General features: G+C 63.6%; 15 protein-coding genes and 1 pseudogene. 12 read left to right on the top strand and 4 right to left on the bottom strand.

The window, feature by feature from the left end; genetic code table 11:
* Window positions 1-94 precede the first annotated feature (94 nt).
* The gene (locus IB258_RS08030; protein ID WP_192352399.1) at window positions 95-1873 is read left to right on the top strand and encodes a hypothetical protein; all 1779 of its coding nucleotides are present in this window, start codon (window positions 95-97) and stop codon (window positions 1871-1873) included.
* A gap of 303 nt (window positions 1874-2176) precedes the next feature.
* Here the strand turns inward: IB258_RS08030 and IB258_RS08035 are convergent, their stop codons facing one another.
* Window positions 2177-3388, bottom strand: coding sequence for an MFS transporter (locus tag IB258_RS08035; protein WP_192352400.1), 1212 nt, complete (start codon window positions 3386-3388; stop codon window positions 2177-2179).
* A gap of 226 nt (window positions 3389-3614) precedes the next feature.
* Here IB258_RS08035 and IB258_RS08040 point away from each other — a divergent pair, with 226 nt between their 5' ends.
* A complete protein-coding gene (locus IB258_RS08040; protein ID WP_192328285.1) occupies window positions 3615-4529 on the top strand; it encodes a LysR family transcriptional regulator in 915 nt (304 codons plus the stop codon).
* 57 nt (window positions 4530-4586) lie between these two features.
* Here IB258_RS08040 and IB258_RS08045 read toward each other — a convergent pair whose 3' ends face one another.
* Window positions 4587-5753 (bottom strand): mandelate racemase/muconate lactonizing enzyme family protein, encoded by a 1167-nt coding sequence (locus tag IB258_RS08045; protein ID WP_192352401.1) that lies wholly within the window; start codon window positions 5751-5753, stop codon window positions 4587-4589.
* Between the two features lie 81 nt (window positions 5754-5834).
* On the opposite strand from IB258_RS08045, the gene IB258_RS08050 reads away from it, so the two are divergent.
* From IB258_RS08050 to IB258_RS08070, 5 genes are read left to right on the top strand one after another with little or no spacing between them, the layout of a single operon-like run.
* On the top strand, window positions 5835-6602 hold the full coding sequence (locus tag IB258_RS08050; protein WP_054456338.1) for an ABC transporter permease: 768 nt from the start codon (window positions 5835-5837) through the stop codon (window positions 6600-6602).
* A gap of 29 nt (window positions 6603-6631) precedes the next feature.
* Entirely contained in the window at window positions 6632-7489 is an 858-nt protein-coding gene (locus IB258_RS08055) for an ABC transporter ATP-binding protein (protein ID WP_125472951.1), read from the top strand.
* Between the two features lie 34 nt (window positions 7490-7523).
* A complete protein-coding gene (locus tag IB258_RS08060) occupies window positions 7524-8522 on the top strand; it encodes an ABC transporter substrate-binding protein (protein ID WP_054456339.1) in 999 nt (332 codons plus the stop codon).
* Window positions 8519-10186 carry a GMC family oxidoreductase gene (locus tag IB258_RS08065; RefSeq protein ID WP_192352402.1) on the top strand — a complete coding sequence of 556 codons (1668 nt, stop codon included), beginning with the start codon at window positions 8519-8521 and terminating at the stop codon, window positions 10184-10186. Before IB258_RS08060 ends, IB258_RS08065 begins: the two co-directional genes overlap by 4 nt.
* Entirely contained in the window at window positions 10183-10902 is a 720-nt protein-coding gene (locus tag IB258_RS08070; protein ID WP_054456341.1) for a GntR family transcriptional regulator, read from the top strand. Before IB258_RS08065 ends, IB258_RS08070 begins: the two co-directional genes overlap by 4 nt.
* 60 nt (window positions 10903-10962) lie before the next feature.
* Here the strand turns inward: IB258_RS08070 and IB258_RS08075 are convergent, their stop codons facing one another.
* Window positions 10963-11760, bottom strand: coding sequence for an aminoglycoside adenylyltransferase family protein (locus tag IB258_RS08075; RefSeq protein ID WP_192352403.1), 798 nt, complete (start codon window positions 11758-11760; stop codon window positions 10963-10965).
* Between the two features lie 136 nt (window positions 11761-11896).
* On the opposite strand from IB258_RS08075, the gene IB258_RS08080 reads away from it, so the two are divergent.
* From IB258_RS08080 to IB258_RS08095, 5 genes and pseudogenes are all read left to right on the top strand, one after another.
* Window positions 11897-12502, top strand: a complete 606-nt coding sequence (locus tag IB258_RS08080; protein WP_192352404.1) for a hypothetical protein — start codon at window positions 11897-11899, stop codon at window positions 12500-12502.
* Window positions 12503-12525: 23 nt separating this feature from the next.
* A complete protein-coding gene (locus IB258_RS08085; protein ID WP_192352405.1) occupies window positions 12526-13533 on the top strand; it encodes a hypothetical protein in 1008 nt (335 codons plus the stop codon).
* Window positions 13534-13592: 59 nt separating this feature from the next.
* Window positions 13593-14801, top strand: a complete 1209-nt coding sequence (locus IB258_RS08090; protein ID WP_192352406.1) for a hypothetical protein — start codon at window positions 13593-13595, stop codon at window positions 14799-14801.
* 17 nt (window positions 14802-14818) lie between these two features.
* Window positions 14819-14923, top strand: a pseudogene (locus tag IB258_RS30345) (VOC family protein); the annotation flags it as partial.
* An 84-nt stretch (window positions 14924-15007) separates the two neighbouring features.
* A complete protein-coding gene (locus IB258_RS08095) occupies window positions 15008-15355 on the top strand; it encodes a hypothetical protein (protein WP_054456346.1) in 348 nt (115 codons plus the stop codon).
* Between the two features lie 63 nt (window positions 15356-15418).
* Here the strand turns inward: IB258_RS08095 and IB258_RS08100 are convergent, their stop codons facing one another.
* The gene (locus tag IB258_RS08100; RefSeq protein ID WP_192352407.1) at window positions 15419-17032 is read right to left on the bottom strand and encodes an NAD(P)/FAD-dependent oxidoreductase; all 1614 of its coding nucleotides are present in this window, start codon (window positions 17030-17032) and stop codon (window positions 15419-15421) included.
* Window positions 17033-17063: the final 31 nt, after the last annotated feature.

Consider the following 17063-nt stretch of genomic DNA (forward strand, 5'->3'; position numbering starts at 1 on the left):
CTTCGGTAATGTGATGTCATATTGCCAGCGGGCGAGCAACTACGACAGCAAAGCTTCTAGTAGTTGACCACTATTTATCCTCTCAAGAAGAATTATGCAATTTAACTATCTCGCAGAATTTCCTATCCCTGCTCATGTCCTGCCACCAAGGCTGCGCGGCTTGTTGGAGCCTGTCGGCCTGTCGTCAAGCCAAGTCGTGGAGGTGGCCTCCCTGCATGAATCTGATCCACATGGGCAGCAGGCTGAGCATTTGCATTTGCTCATGGCCGTGGTTCCTGGCACGGATGAGGGAGTCATCGAGGTTGTTTCTGAAGCCGGTGGTGGCGTGGTTGAGTATTCCGTACCTGCGGGTGATAAGCGCGGCTGCTCCGCCAATTTTTCTCCGTCAATATCGGGGTACGACTATATCGTTGCGGCATGGGGTAATGGCTCCTTCTACACCTTTAATCTAGCAGAGAAAGTCTGGATGACGCTTGGGTTGACGCCTCGTTGTGTCGGGAATGAGCAGCAGCGTTTGGTCTACGACGACTTGGGTCTCCCAGAGATTGGTGTGGCAGAGGGGGAGGTTTCCAGTGACTATCACTGGAACTTGAAGAGATCGGTCAGCTGGCGCATGTCGAATGAGTACCTCCGTCGCTACCTTTGGTTGCGCGGAGCCCGAGGCGTGCGTGTCTTCTATTACTCCGCCTTGCTACCAGACGGCCCAGAAGTCCGCGCAATCATGGGAGGAGAGTCCCATGTGGTCCGTAAACCTGCCGAGGGTGTTGCTTGGTATGAGTTGGACATTCGCGAGGATAGGGGTGGACTTCTGCTCCAGCTATGGGCTTCAGTCGAAGCGGTGATGCCCGAACTCTGTCCTGAGCAAGCCGCTGAAGGCATTCAGTGGCCTGGTGATGCTGAGCCTATGACTCACGCGCGTGCGAATGCCTTGCTGGGAGGTGATCCGGTCTATCTGGACGATCGGTTCTTGGAGAAGTACGAGCAGAGTGTTTTCTACGATTCGACGCCAGTTCATGTCTGGGGAAAATGGTCCTGTAGCCCATCGTACCGGGGGCAGTGGAGTTTTACCGAGTGTCGGCGAGTCGGTAGGAATTTGATCAAGGTGCCGATGCGTGAGTTGTATAAGCCAAAGCCGGATCGCGAAATTGTGCACGCCAGATCATTTGCGATTGATCCGGCCGACTTGGCACACATGGACCTAGAGGAAGAGCATGTGGTCGCCAAGGTACAGAGGTTGTTGGAGGTTCTTCTACGATTGGGTGATGGGCTTGCGGCACTGGGTGCAACCGTAGGATTAAACAAGGCGGCTGTCGAGCTGACCGGCTTTGATCGTGCGGAGGTGGCAGCCAATGGTTGGCTGTCCTATCCGGCGCTCAGTCGGTTGGCGCAGGTTGCGCCGCTGGATATGACTCAGCAGATGTTCCTCGCTCGCTGCAAAGGCTTACACGAGATATGGCAGCGCATTCCAAACGGATACCTCAAATTATTGTTGGAGCGAGCTGGATGTCCGAAGGGGGCCGTCAGGGACTTGGGAAGCCTTCGGCTTTTGCAAGCACTCTTGAATGTCCTCGAACGGCTGAATGCTGAGGAGGAGGCAAGCGATGCCTTCGCCTCCGCTAGAGAGCCCGAGGGTTGGAGCGATCGCAATGAATCCATGGCTCCCTTGTTCTTGAATAACGATCTCAGGATCGCCGATGCGCACGAGGCCATTGATCGCTGCTTGACGACCTTGCAGCAGCTTGGCTTCGACACAGCAAACGTCAACGCTGGCTATGGACGGGCACTCGATTTCGTCTTAGATGGCGTTGTCAGTGCTCTGGGGGGAGTGGTCGCAGCTATCGAGCAGCTGTTAAGGACAACGGAGGCGTCCTAATGGAGGAGGGACAGGACCACGCTGTCTCCTGTCTCCTGTATCCTTGTGATGTGATCGATGATGTCGTCTATAGAGTCGTCGCCCCTCAAATCTCACGATCTCCTTTGCCAGAGTGAGCTCTTGTCGGTGACGGTGAATGCGACGGTAAAGGCACATTTCGATCACTGCCAATCCCTTTAACTACGCGGGTTTGGGCGATCTGTTGATGATCGAGTGGGAGTGATCCCGCTGTTGTCGTGCGGTGAATGAAAGAGGCGCTTCGGCGCCTCTTTCTTTTTGAGTCGGGAGATGAAAGCGCTGCCGTCATCCCCTCAATCGCACCAAGAATGCTCCGAGCGCCGTGACAGTGGACAGCACCGTCACCGCCATCCATCCGAACTGTGCATACAGCAAAGCTGCCAACGCCGACCCGACGGCCATTCCGATGAACATGCCGGTGAACAGCACCGCGTTGAGCCGGCTGCGGGCGTTCGCATCGATACCGTAGATGATGGTTTGGTGCGCGATCAGCGCTGCCTGTATGCCCAGGTCGAAGCCGATGGCGCTGGCGACCAGCAATCCCAGCTGCGCGCCGGGCGCCAGGAACGGGGTCAAACCCATCACGGCGAAGGACACGACGACCAGAGCTGCGCCCAGGCGGGTGACTAGCGCGGCGCCGTGGCGGTCGGCGATGCGTCCGGCGATGGGAGCGGCCATGGCCCCTGCCGCGCCGGCCAGTCCGAAGGCGCCGGCGGCGGCTGCGCCCAGGTTGAAGGGTTCGCCATGCAGCATGACGGCCAGGGTGGACCAGAAGGCGCTGAAGCCGATCGACAGCAGGCCTTGGGCCCAAGTGGCGCGACGTAGTGCGGCATGTTGCTGCCATAGCGCGGCCAGCGATCGCAGCAGCGCAAAGTAGGGCAGTCGCGTGCTGGCCTCGAAGCGCGGGAGTTGGCGGCTTGCGGCCAGGCCCACGAGTGCGATGCTGACGGCGGCGGCCGCGAACATGGCGCGCCAACCCCAGTTCTCGGCAACGAAGCCGCTGACTACCCGGGACAACAGGATGCCCAGTAGCAGACCTGTCATCACCGTGCCCACGATCTTGCCGCGGTGCGCGGCTGGCGCCAGCGTTGCGGCTGCCGGCACGATGTCCTGCGCCATTGTCGCGGACAGGCCGACGGCCAGGCTGGCGGCCAGCAGCGTCGCCAGCGTAGGTGACAGCGCCGCCAGCAGCAGCGCGGCAGACAGGATGGCGGCCTTGAGCAGGATGATCCTGCGCCGGTCGTGCCGGTCGCCCAGCGGCGCCAGAAAGAGGATGCCCAGGGCATACCCCAACTGGGTCAGTGTCGGCAGCAGTCCGACCGACTGGGAAGAGGCGCCGATGTCCGGAGCCAGCACGCCCAGCATGGGCTGGCTGTAGTACAGGGATGCGACCGACAGGCCGGCGCTGCCGGCCAGCATGAAGGTCAAGCGTAGTGGCAGCCCCGAGGAGACGGTCGGATCCTGATCCTTGGTGGCGGTAATTTGCGTGGAAGACATGTTGCTATGTTCCGGGGGCTTGGTGGGCGGCCGCCGCAGCGGCCTGTTGAAGGGCTTGCAGGAACGGCGCGAGGGGTTGCGCAGCGCTGACGAGTGAAGCGCCGATGCACAGGGATTTCACGGCGTAGCTACTTGCGTTGAGGGGAAGGCCAGATTAGTCTTTGCATGGAATTCAATGAATTGGTCTTTATCGCAACGTAGGGTTGCGTTATTTGCAAAGATAACCATGGATAAACTGCAAGCCTTGCGCGTCTTCCTGGACGTGGCCGAGTCAGGAGGATTCTCCAGAACCGCGCGGCGCCTGGGGGTCGCCACGTCTTCCGTCACGCGGCTGATCGATACCCTGGAGGCGTCTCTCGGTACCGCGCTGCTGACCCGGTCGACGCGCCGGGTAACGTTGACCGACGCAGGAGTGACTTACCTGGAGCAGGTGTCCAGGGTTGTGTCGGATCTGGAGGAGGCCGACGGCAGCGTGTCGGACGTTGGCGCGGTCGCGGTCGGACCCTTGCGAGTTTCCTTGCCCGTGACCTTCGCGCGCTTGTGCCTGGGACCCTATATCTCGGGTTTCCTGCGCGAGAATCCGCGCGTGTCACTGGATCTGGTGCTATCCGATGCGTATGTGGACCTGGCGGCGGAGCGGATCGATGTCGCTGTCCGCATTGGCACACCGGACTTGCAGCCGCAATTGATCGTGCGCAAATTGGCCGAGCATCGGCGCTATGTGGTGGCCAGCCACGAATACCTGGAGCGGCACGGCACGCCCACTGCGCCGGAGGAATTGACACAGCACGACTGTCTGCGATTCGCCCACCAGGCCGGGCCGCAGCGCTGGTCGTTTCTTCGGGGCGATGACAAAGTGCAGCATGTGGAGGTGCAGGGGCGTCTGGCCGCCAACAACTCGGACATGCTGCGCGAAGCTGTGCTGGATGGACAGGGCATCGCGTTGCTGGCGGAATGGCTGATCCGGGAGGACGTGCGGGCCGGGCGGCTGCGCCGGTTCTTCGAGGACTACGAGGTCAATCCTCAAGAACAGAGTGTGTGCGTCCATGCGGCGTATCTACCGAATCGCAGGCACTCCAAAAAGGTCCAGGTATTCCTCGATTTTCTCCAGATGCGTCTTGCGACAAGCGCGGCCGGCTGACGTCAAGCCCTGTTGACCCCTGCAGCCTGGGCAATTGAGGGCCTTCTTTCTGGGATGTTATGAACGCAAAACACAGATCTCGTGCAATTGCGCGAGATCCGGCTCCACGCCCAGGCCCGCCGCGTTTCCGAGCTTGGCCTCTCCTTCGATGATGACGCCCAACGCCGGGCTGAGGGCCGCGCGCAGCGGGTTCTCGTTGGCATCGATTTCAAGCATGCCGCCGGCTCGTCCTCGCGCCGCCAGAATGTGCGCCGACGCAAGCTGGCCGACACCCGCGCCAAGGAAATGCGGGCAGTAGCGCAGTCCAGCCTCGTGAATCCTGTCGATGACGGGCAGGCAGCCGGATATGCCGCCCCATTTGGCCAGATCCGGCTGCACGACCTTAAGCGTCCTGCTATTGATCATGGTCTCGAAGGCATCTGAACCGATGAGGTTCTCCCCGGCTGCCAGGGGGATGTCCGTTTGAGCAGCCAACTGCGCCCATTCCGACAGCGGGCGATCCGCGCGCAGCGGCTCTTCCAGCCAGCGCGGCGCGAACTCGCTGAAGTGGCTGGCCATGCGCTGCGCACCCGCCAGATCCCAGGCCTGATTGGCGTCCAGCATGAGCTCGTTGCCAGAAGGAAGCCGGGCGTGCACCGTTTTGACATTGGCGAGGTCCCGCTCTTCGCCAAAGCCCACCTTGAGCTTGAAAGCGCGATAGCCCTCCGCGTGTTTTGCGAGCACCGTATCTTCGGGGCGGTCAGGGTTGATGCCGCTTGCATAGACGCGGATCACGTCCGAGACGCCGCCCAGGAATTGCCATAGCGGCGCACCCGCCCGGCGCGACAGCATGTCCCACAAGGCCAGGTCGATGCCGGCGATCACCTGCGCGATGGGCCCGGGTTCGCCTGACTGGATGGCGAGCACCGCGGTGCGCGCGCTCATGTGGGCAAACGCGGCTTGGGCCGAGGCGTAAGGCTGACCGACGACCAGCGGCGCGACAACGGTTTCAAGCAGACGGGCGCGGTGTTCCGCGCCGCAGCCGGGAAAGTTGCACCAGACCTCGCCCCAGCCCACTGCGCCATCCGTGTCCTCTACCCGCACGAGCAGGGCGGGGCGGTCATGCATGGTGCCGAACGAGGTCTGTACCGGACGCTTGACCGGCCATCGCAGGACGTAGGCCTCGATACGCGCCAGCGTGAATGGTTTGATGGACCAGGCTTGAGTCGTATTAGGGTTTGTCATGGCATGAAGATATTAAGTGCTGGTCTATAGTATGTTTAGCACTTACGGATTGCAACTCAGGTCTAACCCTCTATACACACCATGCGCCTTCCGTCCTTCATCTCGCGCCCGCTGCTCATCGCGGCGCCATGGCTATGCATCCTCTTGCTGTGGCTGGCGGTGCGCGCCAGCGGACTCGTCAGCCCCGCGCTTGTGCCTTCGCCGGCCGCCGTCGTCGAAAAGTTCATCGAGCTCTCCAAGGACCGCCTGTGGCTGGACATCTGGATGTCGGCCCGGCGCGTCTTCACGGGCGTCGCACTGGGCATCCTGGTGGCAGTGCCTGTGGGTTTTTGCCTGGGCTGGTACCGCGGGCTGCGGGTCTTCATCGATCCCGTCATCAACTTCTTTCGCGCGCTCCCGCCGATCGCGTTGATTCCGCTGGTGATCGTCTACTTCGGCATCGGCGAATCGGCCAAGACCGTCATCCTGTTCTATGCCTCGTTTTTTGCCGGCGTCATCGTGATGTACGAAGGCATCGCGCAGATCAGCCCGATCTTCGTGCGCGTCGCCCGCACGTTGGGCGCCAACGACGTGGAGATCTTCGCCAAGGTCATCGTGCCGCTTACCGTACCGCACATCCTGACGGCCATCCGGGTGGCGCTGGGCGTGGCCTGGGCCACGCTGGTGGCGTCCGAACTCATTGCGGCCCAGCAGGGGCTCGGGGCGCTTATCCAGAATGCATCGTCGTTCTTCCAGCTGGACGTGATCTACGTGGGGATCATCTGCATCGGCCTCATCGCCATGCTGATGGACCTGGCGCTGAGGGCCGTGAGCCGGCGCCTGGTCGCGTGGCAAGACCGCATCGCCTGAGACCGTTCCGGACATACAAGACCATGACCATGAGCACTCAACTGCGCAGCGTGGACACCGCTACGCCCAAGCCTTCCCAGGAACCGGAAGTCAGGATCAGGTTCGATAACGTCACCGTGGACTTTCCCACGGCCACAGGCCCGATGAGGGTGGTGGACGGCGTGACCCTGGACATCCGGGATGGGGAGTTCGTCTCCATCATCGGCCCTTCAGGCTGCGGCAAGACGACCTTGATGAACATCGTCGGCGGGTTCGTGCAGCCCACAGCCGGCTCCGTGACGCTGGACGGCCGGCCCGTCACGGCGCCCGGGCCCGACCGCGGCGTGATCTTCCAGGAATACGGCGTGTTCCCGTGGCTGACGGTGCGCGGCAACATCGAATTCGGCATGAAGCTCGCGGCCAACAAGACGAGCCCGCGGGAGCGCGCCGAGATCTGCCAGCGCTACATGAAGCTGATGGGCCTGAGCGACTTCGCCGATCACTTTCCGAAGCATTTGTCCGGCGGCATGCGGCAGCGGCTGGCGATCGCGCGCGCCTACGCCGTCAAGCCCCAGTTCCTGTTGATGGACGAGCCCTTCGGCGCGCTGGATGCGCAGACCCGGACCGCCATGCAGGACCTGCTGCTCGAAGTGTTGCAGACCGAAGGCAAGACGGTGATGCTGATCACCCACTCGGTGGAGGAAGCCGTCTACCTGTCGTCAAAGATCGTCGTGGTCACCGCCCGGCCTTCAAAGGTCCGGAAGGTGATAGAGGTGCCTTTCGGCTACCCCCGTTCGGAGCGGGTACACGAGGACCCTCGCTTCGTCGAGTTGAGCCGCGAGATACGGGAGCTGGTCATGTTCGAGTACGAAGCCCAGGCCCGCCAATCCGTGCGCCCGACGGATTGAGCCAGCGTCAGCAGCCCCACCACAAGGAGACTCCATGAAACTCGACCGCAGAACCCTACTCAAGGCCGGCATGGCCGCTTCCATCGCAGCAATCGCGGCGCCTGCCATCGGCCAGGCGCGCAAGAAACTGCGCGTAGGCTACTTGCATACGCCCGCCGTCGACGGCCACCTGTGGCTGGGCTTGCAGATGGGCAGCTACGCCAAGCATGGTTTGGAACTGGAGCCCATTGTCTTCACCACAGGGCTGGAGATCTTCCAGGCCATGATAGGCGGCAGCCTGGATGTGCTGGCCACCGGCGCGGTTGTGTCGAACTTTCCAGCGCGCGGGCAGGGCAAGGTTTTTCTTGTGAACGACATCGAGTACGGTACTGCCCAGCTTTGGGTCCGCGACGAGTCGATCAAGACCGTGGCCGATCTGAAGGGCAAGCAGATCTCCACGACCACGGGTACGACCGCCCATGTGTTCCTGGACCGGGCCTTGCGCGCCGCCAAGCTCGATCCGGGCAAGGACGTGCAGATCGTCAACCAGCGCATGGCCGATGCCGTTACCTCGTTCGTGTCCGGCGCGGTCAGCGCGGTTGCGCTCTGGGTTCCGTTCGACACGATCGTCCGGTCCAAGGTGTCCAATGCGCGCATGCTGATCGACGCTTCCGCGTTCTATCCGGAGGCGGCGATCATGGGCGGATGGGCGGCCAGGAACGATTTCTACGAGGCCCAGAAGCCGGCCATCCGCAGCCTCATCGCTGCCTGGGGCGAGGCCAATGACGCAATCGTGAAAACGCCGGACGCCGCGGTGGAGACGCTGCAGAAGACGCAATACAAGGACGTGCCGCTGGCCGAGTTCAAGGCGCAGTTCAAGCAGGCCAAGTATTTCTCCACGGCGGAATGGCGCACCAAGTACGAGGACGGCTCAGTGACACGCTGGCTGCAGCAGGTGACCGATTTCTTCGCGCAGGCCGGGAACATTCCGAATCCGGTTCCCGCTTCGCGCTACTTCGATCCCTCGGCCTATCTGGAGGCGATCAAGGCATGAGCATTCCGGCTGGCGCGGGCTTTGACTACATCGTCGTCGGCGGCGGCTCCGCCGGATGCGTGCTGGCCAACCGGCTCAGCCGCGATCCTGCGGTGCGCGTGCTGCTGCTGGAGGCAGGCGCGGCTGCGCACAATTTCTGGCTCAAGCTGCCGGTGGGCTACTTCAAGACCATTTACGATCCGCGGTTTGCTCGGCTGTTCCCGGTCGAAGCCCAGGCCGAAACCGGCAATCGCACCATCCTGTGGCCGCGCGGCAAGGCGTTGGGCGGTTCAAGCGTGATCAACGGCTTGTTGTACATCCGTGGACAGCATGAGGACTACGACGACTGGGCCGATCTGGGCGCAACGGGATGGGCCTATCGGGACGTGCTGCCGTACTTCAAGAAATCCGAGCGCTACGACGGGGGCGAGTCCGAGTATCACGGCGCTTCCGGTGAACTCCGTGTCTCCAACCTGCGCAATGAACATCCTTACACGGCTGCTTGGGTGGAAGCGGCAGTCGAGGCCGGCTGCCGGCGCAATGACGACTTCAACGGCGCCGAATCGGAGGGCGTGGGTTCCTACCAGCTGACGCTGGGCAGCCGTTGGCGTTGCGACGCCGCGACCGCGTTTCTGTATCCGGTCAGGTCGCGTCCGAACCTGGTGATCGAGACCGGCGCCCATGTCACGCGCATCCTGATCGAAGGCGGCCGGGCGCTGGGCGTGGAGTGGGTGCAAGAGGGCCATTTGAAGCGCGCGATGGCGGATGTCGAGGTGGCGCTTGCTGCGGGTGCGCTGCAATCGCCCCAGGTACTGCAGCTTTCGGGCGTGGGCGACGCAGCGCTGCTTGCCAGGCACGGCATCGCCGTCGCCGCACATTCGCCGGAAGTCGGCCGCAACCTGCAAGATCATTACCAGGCGCGCGTGATCGTCAAGCTTAAACGGCGCATGTCGCTCAACGACGCGGTGCGCAATCCGTTCAGCCTCGCGGGCATGGGGGCGCAGTGGCTGTTCCAGGGCAGGGGACCGCTCACGGTGGGCGCGGGCCAGGTAGGCGGGCTGGCGGCGACCGAGCACGCGGTGGGCGGCCGTGCGGACATACTTTTCAATGTCATGCCGCTATCCGTGGACAAGCCAGGCGACGCGCTGCACCGGTTTTCCGGCTTTTCCGCGTCGGCGACGCAATGCAGGCCCGATTCGCGCGGCACCGTCGAGATCGTGGGCACGGATCCGTTCGCATCGCCGCGCATCGTCTCGAACTACCTGACCGAACCGCGCGATGCGAAGGTCTTGGTCGCGGGCTTGCGCATGTTGCGCGACATCTATGCCCAGCCGTCGTTCCGCGACCTGGTAACCGGAGTTGAGTACCTGCCGGGAAACGATGTCACGACAGCCGCCGCGCTGGAGCAATTCGCGCGCGACAAGGGCGGCACGGTGTTCCATCCTGCCGGCACCTGCCGCATGGGCGGCGACGCCGGGTCGGTGGTCGACGCGCGCTTGCGCGTGCGCGGGGTGGAGCGCTTGCGCGTCGTCGACGCTTCGGTCATGCCCCGCATGGTGTCGACGAACACCAACGCCGCCGCGATCATGATCGGCGAGAAGGGCGCCGCGCTGATCTTGGAAGACGCGCGCGGCGCTGCCCGGCCGCAAGCGCGTGATATAGTCGCGGACACTTTGACGCCATGATTCTCGACACCGCCCAAGCCCCTCTCTACGTTCAACTTTCGGATCTGTTCCGGCAGCGGATCCTGAAGGGTGTGTGGAAGAACGGCGAAAAATTGCCCTCGCTCGACGCGCTGGCCGAGGAGTTCCACGTGGCCAAGGTCACGGTGCGCCAGGCAATCGAAAGGCTTACCCGCGACGGACTGCTTTCACCGCAGCGGGGGCGCGGCACCTTCGTGACGGGAGCGCCCCAGGACAACCGTTGGTTCCGTGTCGAGACCACGCTCGAGAACCTGTCCAGCGTCTATCGGGATACGCACCCGACCATACTCAATATCGACGAGTCCACGCGCACGCCGTTGCTGAACGAGTCGGACGGCGTCGCCGCGGAAAAGTACGTGTTCATGCGGCGCATCCATGCCCGCAACGGGCAGCCGTATTGCGTCATCAACATCTACCTGGACGCCGCCATCTTTGCCAAGCACCCTGCGCGCTTTCGCAAAGAGACCGTCATTCCCATTCTGATGGGGATGTCCTCGGTGGATATTGTCTCTGCCCGTCAGGTGCTGACCATTTCGACCGCTGACGTCGAGGTGGCGCGGCATTTGGGCATCAACGTGAACGCGCCCGTGGCGGAAGTCCGGCGCGTATTCACCGGGCCGGACCGCCGCGTCATCTACCTGGGCGAAGTGACGTATCGCGGCGATTTCGTGCGCATGGAAATCGACCTGAAGCCGTGATGGCTGAAAGGCTGCCCGCTGCATCCGCGCAGGCAAGCAGGCCGTTCACTTGTCCCCGGGTTATCGGCTGCCGGCCAGTCCTTCAATAGCGGCGCGGGCGTGGGCAATGAACGCCGCGGTTTCGGCATCGTGCCGTTGCGCCAGGTCGTCTTCCTCTTGTCCCAGATAGATCGCGCGCGCCAGGGCGAGGACGGGGCGGTAGGGCGCTTCCAACCTCTCGAGCAGCCATGCCGCCGCCTGGTCCTTGGATGCGATGCCCCCGGAGACGGCCGTGTACCAGATGCGCGCCAGCGCGAGGATGATGTGCTTTTCATCGCCGGCCCAGTCCTCGGGCGTGTTCCACTGCGCGACAGTGTCCAGTAGCGCCCGCCTCAGGTCTTCGCGGGGGACGGCCTGGAGCAACTGATCGGCCTGCGGCCCCAAGATGGGAATGCTGTGGCCACGGACCTTGGTGAGCAGTATGGCCAGATCGTGGTCCATCATGGGCGGTTCCACGACGCCCGCCATCAGATCGGTCCGCAGCCATTCGCCGAACTGGAGTTCGCGTCTGGCCGGGTGGCGCCAAGGCACGACGTGTTCCAGCGCCAGCACGGTGACTTCGAGCGCGCGCAAATCGGGCGATGAGCCGGGCGGCGCGGAGATCGCCAATAGCGCCGCGGCCAGCGCGCGCAGCACGGCTTCGTCCGGCGGCTGGGTCACGGTAACGAGCAGGTCGATATCGCTATGGGGCTGCAGCCCGCCGTCCACGGCGGAGCCGAACAGATGGATGGCGACGAGGCCAGCGCCCAGATGCCGTTCGATGAGGCTGCTGGCCGCTGCGACCTGGGGGGCGATTGAGGGGGGAACGAGATGAGCCATGCGTCGATAGTAGCGAAGTTTGCTCGCAGCCGGCAGGGCGGCGGCGCGCAGGCCATGATCGCCGCGCCGGCACTGGTACTATGCCGGCGCAAGGCCCAAGTCCGCTGATCCCAACAAGCCCACGACAGGCACCGAGATGAACCGTTTATTGTTCCGAGCAGGCGTCCTGGCCGCAGGCGTCCTGATGGCAACGGCCAGCCAGGCGCAACCGCCTGCGGCCGCGCCCAATATTGGAGGCTGGCGCCAGGTGTCGGATAGCCAGTTCAACCGGCAATTCTATTTCTCGATGCTGCCCGGCGTGGCGGCCATCGGCAGCAACTGGGCGGTGTACGACTCCCGCGCGGGGAAGGTGGTGTGCTGCCTGGTGGTGGAAGGGCCGGAAGTGTCGGAAGAGCAACTGGGCAGCGTCTACGACATTCCGGGCCCCTGGATCACCGATCTGACCAATGGCTGGAACCTGGACGCGGCGCCTTACCGGCCGCGGGTGCAATTGCTGCGCGTGGATGGCGAGTTGCGCGACTACGAGTTCGCCGATGCTGGCGACGGCGTGGGCGGTCTGCTGGTCCCCGACCATGCCGACGCCGTCGCCGCCCGCTCGCTGGAAATCGATGGACAGCGCTACGCGGTGGAGCGCAAGGATTCGACGCTGGCTGATGACGATGGCGGCCTGTACACGTACAGCCTGCGTCCGGCCAAGGGCGGCGCGCCGCTGAAGATCGAGGTTCCCATCGGAACCTATTGAGCCCGGGAGGCGACGACCACCGCATGAGCCAGACCCTGCAAATTGAGGATGCCCCGCTCACCGAGGACGACATCCTGCTGCTGCGCAGATGCTCCCGCGGCAGACTGTTGATGGCCGTGTTCGGCGTCTTCGTGGTGCTGCTGCTGGCGCTTTCCGTGTTGACCTTTGTTGTGCTTGGTCTGTCCGAGTGGCGCGCGCTGGACGTCGGCGTGAGCGCGGTGCTGCTGGCGGGCATTGCGGTGATGGGAGCGCTGGCGGTGTTTTTCGGACGCAAGCTGCTGCGCATGCCGCCAGGCTGGCGCAGCCTGGACCGGGCGCTGAAGGGGCGGCTGGCCAAGCAGATCGTTTCAGGCCGGCTGACGTCATTTGGTCCGGCTTCCTCGACGCCGGGCGTGTGCTACGGATTCGGCGAGCAGCGCGTGGACGCCGCCCTCCCGTTCTGGAACGAGATCGCCAGCGACACTCGTAGCGGCCACGGGCCCGCGACGGCCGTGGGTCTGACGAATCTGCCCGTGCGCCTGCACCTGCTGACCTTGCAGCCAGACTCGCCTCCCGTGCTGTTGCGGGTGGAGTACCCCATGAGCGCGGAGTCCCTGGTCGCTGTCGAGGAAATCAGCGATGCCGACCGTGCGGCCGTGCGCAGGGAAGAGTTGGACGCGCGCAAGTTCATGCTGATCTTTGCCCTTGTGCCGCTGGTGGGGGGGCTGTTTCTGCCGCCGCTGCTGTTCGTCGCGGCGATCTTTGCGATCCTGGGAATGCTGTTTGGCATGCGCAGCCGCAAACTGCAGCGGGGGCTGTACAAACATGGCGTGCGGGGTGTGGTCGAAGAGGCCGTGGTCTATCGATTGCGCAGCCCCAACTCCTCGATCGTCTCGCTGGTCCACAACTACCGCATCGGCGGCGTGATGTATCGGGTCGAATACCTGGGCGACGTGGTTGAACCGGGCAGGCGCGTCGAGTTCGAGTTCCTGGATGGCGGCCTGAAGGGGCAGACTGCGCTGTTCTTCCGCGTGGACGGCGAGCCTGCGTAGGCGTCAATGAGTCGGCGGAACCGCCATCAGTGGATCCCGCCAAGCAAAAGGAGAGTTGCATGTCCGTACCCATAGACGTGTCCGGCGAGCCCGCGGGCTCGGTGAGCGAGGCAGGGCATTATCAGGTGAGCCTGACCGCGGCGGGCAGCCACGTCTTCGCACGCGAAGCAGGGCGCGGCAATCTGATCATCGGCCCGGCCAGCATGGGCAAGAAGGCTGATCTGCACGTGGCTGGCGACGAGGCCATCAACTGGGCTGCATTTGAACCGTTCTCCACGCCTGCCGGCTCGCCGTGGCCGCGGCATATCGATTATTACGGCAACGACAGCGGTTTTTTCGGCTGGTCGCAGGGCCGCGAAATCGAGCAGTTCAGCTGGGCGCCGGCATACTCAGGCCGGCGCGCCATCGACGCGGGCGCGGCAAGAATCCAGACGCTGCGCATCCGGCTGGACCAGGTGTCGGGGCATCTTGAAGCCAGGTTGCCTCAGGTCCGTGATCTGGAGCTGTTTGGCGACCTGACGCGCATTGCCGTGGCGGGCGAACTGCCCGATATGTTGTCGCTGCGGCCGGCGCTGGGGCGCCGGACTGGCGTGGCGTCTTACGCCTTGCCCGATCTCGGCCCGCTGCGGGGCGTGCGCGCGCTGGCGCTGCATGGCGCGCCGCTGGGGCAGCCCATTTCGCTGCAGGGAATCGATCGCTTTCCGCAGTTGGAGAGCCTGTCGCTCTGGGGCGGCTTCAGCGGCTGGGAGGCGCTTGCCCGCCTGCCGCGCCTGACTAGTCTGGAGATCCGGTTCACGCCCGATCTGGATGGCTTGCCGGAACTGGCCAGTTGGCCCGCGCTGGACAGGTTCATCGCCTACAACGTCGACGAAGCCGCGGGCAAGCGCTTGAAGGCGCAGATGAAGGCAAGGGAGAAGGTCCGCGCATGGGGCGGTTACAACTCCGTCTCCCAGCTGCGCAAGCGGGAGTGGTGGCAAAGCGAATACGGCCGGCCTTTCTCGGGCTGGAACAGCCGCATGGCGAAGTCGGCGAATACGGCCTACGACACGGCCCGGTCGGCGTTGGAAAGCGCAAGCAATACCGTTGAGGTCCAAGCCGCAATCTCTGTCTTTACCCGCCACTTCAACGGCATGAAAGGGATCGAGACCAGCGAGCGCGAAGACATAGGCGAGGCGGTGTGGCAGTTCAGCCAGCTTGCCCAGGTCGAACGGCTGGGAGTAAGCGAAGCGCAGACGCAGCGCTGGTTCGACGAGGCCAGGGATTACTGAGGCTTTGCTTACCCGTGGTCAAGGCCGCAGGCGATACCTTCTATGGCGGCTACGCGGGCTGCTTCATGGATCCGGACGGGCATTTGTGGGAAGTGGTCTACAACCCACGGATGCTGCCTTAGGAATAGTCGCGTAGCGCTCTGTTACGGTGACAAAGGGGCGCTTCCTTTAAGCTCCGCGAGTCTCAATTCTGATGGAGCTGGCGCATGTTCAAGCCCTTGATTTCCGTGGCGTCGATGGTTGCATTGTTGGGAATGGGCGGCATGGCCCGGGCCCAGGATCTGGTCCTGCCTTCCATTCCCGAAGCGACGGATGCGATCGTCGACATGCTGGCGGACACGGGCATGCCCCGGCCGTCCAAGGTCAAGCTCGGAACCTGCATCCCGGCGGTGGAGGCCACGTATCCGGGTCAGGTCGCCTGCACGGTCGCGGTGACCCTGGGGGCCGCGGTCAGCGAGAACCAGATGGATTTCTACAAGCAGGACGGCAAGTGGAAAGCGCAGCCCAGCGTTTCCCAGGATAAGCTGCCGTTTCCTGATCCCAAGCTGGATTGAGAACGACCTCCGGCCTGGCGACGGCCACAGGCACTTCAACCCGGGCGCCGCAGGTGCGACTGTTTACGCCTGCCGGCTCATGATGCTCAAGGCCACCGCCTCGGCGATCTTGATGCCGTCCACGCCCGCCGACAGGATGCCGCCGGCGTAGCCCGCGCCTTCACCCGCCGGGAACAGTCCCTGGGTGTTGAGGCTCTGCAAGGTTTCGTTGTCGCGCTTGATGCGGATGGGCGATGAGGTGCGGGTTTCGACGCCGGTCAGCACCGCGTCGTGCATGCCGAAACCCTTGATGGTCTTGTCGAAGACGGGCAGCGCCTCGCGGATGGCGGTGATGGCGAATTCGGGGAGCGCGGTGGCCAGGTCGGTCAGGTGCACGCCCGGCGTGTATGACGGCAGCACGGAGCCGAATTCGGTCGATGCCTTGCCGGCGATGAAGTCGCCGACCAACTGGCCTGGCGCGCTGTAGTTGCGGCCGCCCAGCTCAAAGGCCTGGGATTCCCATTTGCGCTGGAAGTCCACGCCCGCCAGCACATGTTCGGGGTAATCGACCTCGGGCGAGATCCCGACCACGATGCCCGCGTTGGCATTGCGCTCGTTGCGTGAGTACTGGCTCATGCCGTTGGTGACGACACGGTCGGGTTCGGAGGTGGCTGCCACCACCGTGCCGCCCGGGCACATGCAAAAGCTGTAGACCGAGCGTCCGTTGCTGGCATGGTGCACCAGCTTGTAGTCCGCCGCGCCCAGGATGGGGTGGCCGGCGTTGGGACCGAAGCGCGCGCGGTCGATCAGCGACTGCGGATGTTCGATGCGGAAGCCGATAGAGAAGGGCTTGGCTTCCATGAACACGCCCTGGTCGCGCAGCATCTGGAAGGTGTCGCGCGCGCTGTGGCCGATGGCCAGCACGACGTGGTCGGCCTCGATGTGCTCGCCGCCGGCCAGGGTCACGCCGGTGACGCGGCCGTTTTCCCGATGCAGCGTCTCCACCCTGCTGGAGAAGCGGACTTCGCCGCCCAGCTTTGTGATGGTGTCGCGCATGACTTCCACCATGCCGACCAGGCGGAACGTGCCGATGTGCGGCTTGCTGACGTACAGGATTTCTTCGGGCGCGCCAGCCAGCACGAATTCCTTGAGCACTTTTTCGCCGTAGTGCTTGGGGTCCTTGATCTGGCTGTACAGCTTGCCGTCGGAGAAGGTGCCGGCGCCGCCTTCGCCGAACTGGACGTTGGAATCGGGGTTCAGGATGCGCTTGCGCCACAAGCCCCAGGTGTCCTTGGTTCGTTCGCGCACGGCCTTGCCGCGCTCCAGGATGATGGGTTTGAAGCCCATCTGCGCCAGGACCAGCCCGGCAAACAAGCCACAGGGGCCGGTGCCGATGACAATGGGGCGCTTGGCCAGGTTGGCGGGCGCCTGGGCGACGAACTTGTATTCGGTGTCGGGAGTGGGCTTGACGTTGCGGTCGTCGCGAAAGCGCTTGAGCAGCGCCGCTTCGTTTTCGACGTCGACGTCCAGCGTGTAGATCAGCAGGATGTTGTGCTTCTTGCGCGCGTCATAGCTGCGGGAGGCAACGGTATGGCCGCGCAGATCGCTGGCCGCTACACCCAGTTTCTTGAGAATCGCGGCGGGCAATTCTTCGGGCGCGTGATTCAACGGCAGCTTGATTTCAGACAGTCGCAACATCTTTGGTCCAGATAAATGGGCGAGCACAACG

Source organism: Achromobacter sp. ACM02, from assembly GCF_014851605.1.
Lineage (GTDB): Bacteria > Pseudomonadota > Gammaproteobacteria > Burkholderiales > Burkholderiaceae_B > Achromobacter > Achromobacter aegrifaciens.